This window comes from Hominilimicola sp., assembly GCF_046972485.1.
GTDB lineage: Bacteria > Bacillota > Clostridia > UBA1381 > UBA1381 > Hominilimicola > Hominilimicola fabiformis.
Map to the genome: position 1 here is coordinate 1 of NZ_JBKVWU010000185.1, position 3,215 is coordinate 3,215.

3 protein-coding genes and 1 pseudogene are annotated in these 3,215 nt (G+C 39.9%); all 4 read left to right on the plus strand.

The window, feature by feature from the left end:
- Nucleotides 1-235, plus strand: a pseudogene (locus tag ACLTU0_RS11545) (hypothetical protein); the annotation flags it as partial.
- A 5-nt stretch (nt 236-240) separates the two neighbouring features.
- Nucleotides 241-1,674, plus strand: a complete 1,434-nt coding sequence (gene cobA / locus ACLTU0_RS11550) for a uroporphyrinogen-III C-methyltransferase (protein WP_412322579.1) — start codon at nt 241-243, stop codon at nt 1,672-1,674.
- A complete protein-coding gene (gene hemB, locus ACLTU0_RS11555) occupies nt 1,671-2,633 on the plus strand; it encodes a porphobilinogen synthase (RefSeq protein ID WP_022229453.1) in 963 nt (320 codons plus the stop codon). The genes cobA and hemB overlap by 4 nt, the downstream gene beginning before the upstream one ends.
- Entirely contained in the window at nt 2,633-3,187 is a 555-nt protein-coding gene (locus ACLTU0_RS11560; RefSeq protein WP_412322581.1) for a bifunctional precorrin-2 dehydrogenase/sirohydrochlorin ferrochelatase, read from the plus strand. The genes hemB and ACLTU0_RS11560 overlap by 1 nt, the downstream gene beginning before the upstream one ends.
- Nucleotides 3,188-3,215: the final 28 nt, after the last annotated feature.

A 3,215-nucleotide genomic window follows, 5' to 3' on the forward strand; every position in this document is an offset into this window, starting at 1 on the left:
AAATGATAAAGTCGCAATGACCGAATTAAAATGCGAACGTGCATTTTTGCAGTACACAGGCGGTGGCTGTCATGCACCGTGCGGTGCGTCGGCTGAATTTAACGGTAAAGAAATTAAAATGTGTACGTTTTTCAAAGAAAACGACAAAGAAATTTATCTTGAAATGTTCGGAAACGATCCGATATTACTCGGCAAAAAAATGGCTGAAATAACGCTTGATAAAATTAAGGAGTAAATCAAATGGTATATCTTGTAGGTGCAGGACCCGGTGACAGCGGATTAATCACGCAGAAAGGTCTTGAATGTATAAAAAAAGCGGACGTCATAATTTACGACCACCTTGCAAATCCGACTTTATTGAGCTATGCAAAAAACGACTGTAAATTGATTTATGCCGGAAAAATCGCAGGCAATCATCACATGGTACAGGAGGAAATCAACAAAACCCTTGTTGAACACAGCCGTTTCGGAAATGTTGTACGTCTGAAAGGCGGCGATCCGTTTATTTTCGGTCGCGGAGGTGAAGAAATTATCGCACTAATCGAAAATAATATTGACTATGAAATTGTACCCGGTATTTCTTCTTGTTACAGTGCCGCCGAATATTGCGGTATTCCAGTCACTCACCGCGGAGTTGCAACTTCGTTTCACGTTATAACAGGTCACGAAAAAGTCGGAAATGAAACGGTTAATTACAGCGCACTTGCAAAACTCAGCGGAACGCTTGTTTTTCTTATGGGGCTTTCGTCTGCCGAAAATATAAGCAATAAGCTTATTGAAAACGGTAAATCGGAAAATACACCTGTTGCCGTAATTTCAAGCGGCACAATGCCGCGTCAAAAATGTGTTACGGGGACACTAAATAATTTATCTGCATTGGCAAAACAAATGACTTCTCCGGCGATAATTCTTGTCGGTGATGTGGTGAATTTAAAGCAAGATTGGTTTAAACAAAAAAATACAAAAATACTCACAACCGCAACACCGTTAATGAACAAAAGCATAAAAAATGCGGCGACCGATTTTGACATAACGGAGCTTCCTTTAATCAAAACAGTTCCGATTAATTTCGACTTGTTTTCAAAAGCGGATATAGCACACTTTTCACATATAGTATTTACAAGTGCAAACGGTGTTAAAATATTTTTTGAATATTTACAAAAATCAAAAACCGATATACGCACTTTAAGGGGCACTAAATTTGCTGTTGTCGGAAAAAAAACAGCCGACGCACTTGCAAGTTACGGCATATATGCCGACATGGTTCCTCAAATTCATTCGGGACTTGAGCTTGCTCGCCTAATGTGCGAAAAGTGCAGTAAAAATGACAATATTCTTTTAATTCGAGCCGAAAACGGTGCAAGCACCATACCGAATATTTTAAGCGAAAACAATATTAATTTCACCGATATGCACCTTTACAGAACGGAAACCGACAACTCAAAACAGGAACTTTTGAATTTATGTCTAAACGATACTGACTATGTTATATTATCAAGCGGTTCTGCCGCAAAGGCATTTTCCGAAATAGCAGACACGTCAAATATAAAGCTGATTTCAATAGGAAACGAAACAACAAAATCCGCCGAAAAATGCGGGCTTAAAATTTATAAAACAGCCGACAATGCAACCGCAGAAAGCATTATCGACTGTATCAGGAGGGACACTAAATGATCAGACGACCAAGACGACTTCGTGTGACAAAACAAATTCGCGACCTTGTACACGAAACTTCGATTGACAAAACAGACTTAATATATCCGATGTTCATAATTGACGGCGAAACAGAAGATATTCCGTCAATGCCGAACATCAAGCGATACTCGCTTACCGACCTGCCATCCGCACTTGACGAAGTGGTTTCGGCAGGTGTCGGTGCGGTGCTTTACTTCGGTATTCCGAAAACAAAAGATGAATTCGGCAGTGAGGCATACAATGAATTTGGCATTGTTCAACGTGCAATCCGCCTTACAAAAGAACTGTATCCCGATTTAATCGTAATTGCCGACATTTGTCTTTGCGAGTACACTTCACACGGTCACTGCGGTGTTATCGAACACGACTGTATCGTCAACGACAAGACTTTACCGCTTTTAGCAAAAGCGTCGGTGGCTTGTGCAAAAGCAGGTGCGGATATTGTTGCACCGTCGGATATGATGGACGGACGAGTAGGTGCAATACGTCAGGCACTTGACGAAAACCGCTTTGAGGACGTACTTATAATGGCATACAGCGTCAAATATTCATCATCATTTTACGGACCGTTCCGCGACGCAGCTGACAGTGCTCCGTCGTTTGGGGACAGAAAAAGTTATCAAATGGATTTCAGAAATAAAAAAGAGGCAATTATCGAAACACAGCTTGACATTGACGAAGGTGCGGACATAATCATGGTGAAACCGGGTATGCCTTATCTTGACATCGCAAAAACGGTCAGCGATACTTTTAGTGTCCCTCTTGCAATATATCATGTAAGCGGTGAATACTCAATGATTAAAGCCGCCGCACAAAACGGTTGGATTGACGAAAAGTCAATCGTCCTTGAAAGCCTTACCGCAATGAAACGTGCCGGTGCAAAAATGCTTATAACCTACTACGCGGTCGAGGCTGCAAAGTGGTTGGAGGAAAACTGATGTTTCCGATAATGCTGAATATACGCGGAAGAAAATGTACCGTTGCAGGCGGTGGGAATGTTGCGGAAAGAAAGGTTAAAACGCTTTTAAAATATAGTGCAGACGTAACCGCAGTAAGTCCTGTTTTTAAAGACGGATTTCCAAACGTCAAACGACTTGAAAAAGAATATTCCTCAAGTGACATAGAAAATTCTTTTCTTGTCATAGCCGCAACAGACAACAAAGAAGTAAATCAAACGATTTACAATGACGCAAAAAAACGCAACATTTTAGTGTCCCTATCTGATGACACAGAACATTCCGATTTTATATTACCGTCATCAAAAAACTACGATGACATAACGATTTCTGTTTCGACAAACGGCAAATCACCGGCACTTGCGAAAAAAATCAGCCAATTTAAATCAAACGATTTAGAATTTTATGCCGGCATTTTACCTATAATAGAGAAATACAGAAGTATTTTAATAAGTGAAAGCAAGGACACTAAAAAAGAAATATTAAATTTTATGGTTTCAGATGAAATGATTGAAATTGCAAAAGAAAGTTTATAATTATATGAACAGAAAATAAAGGAGAAAA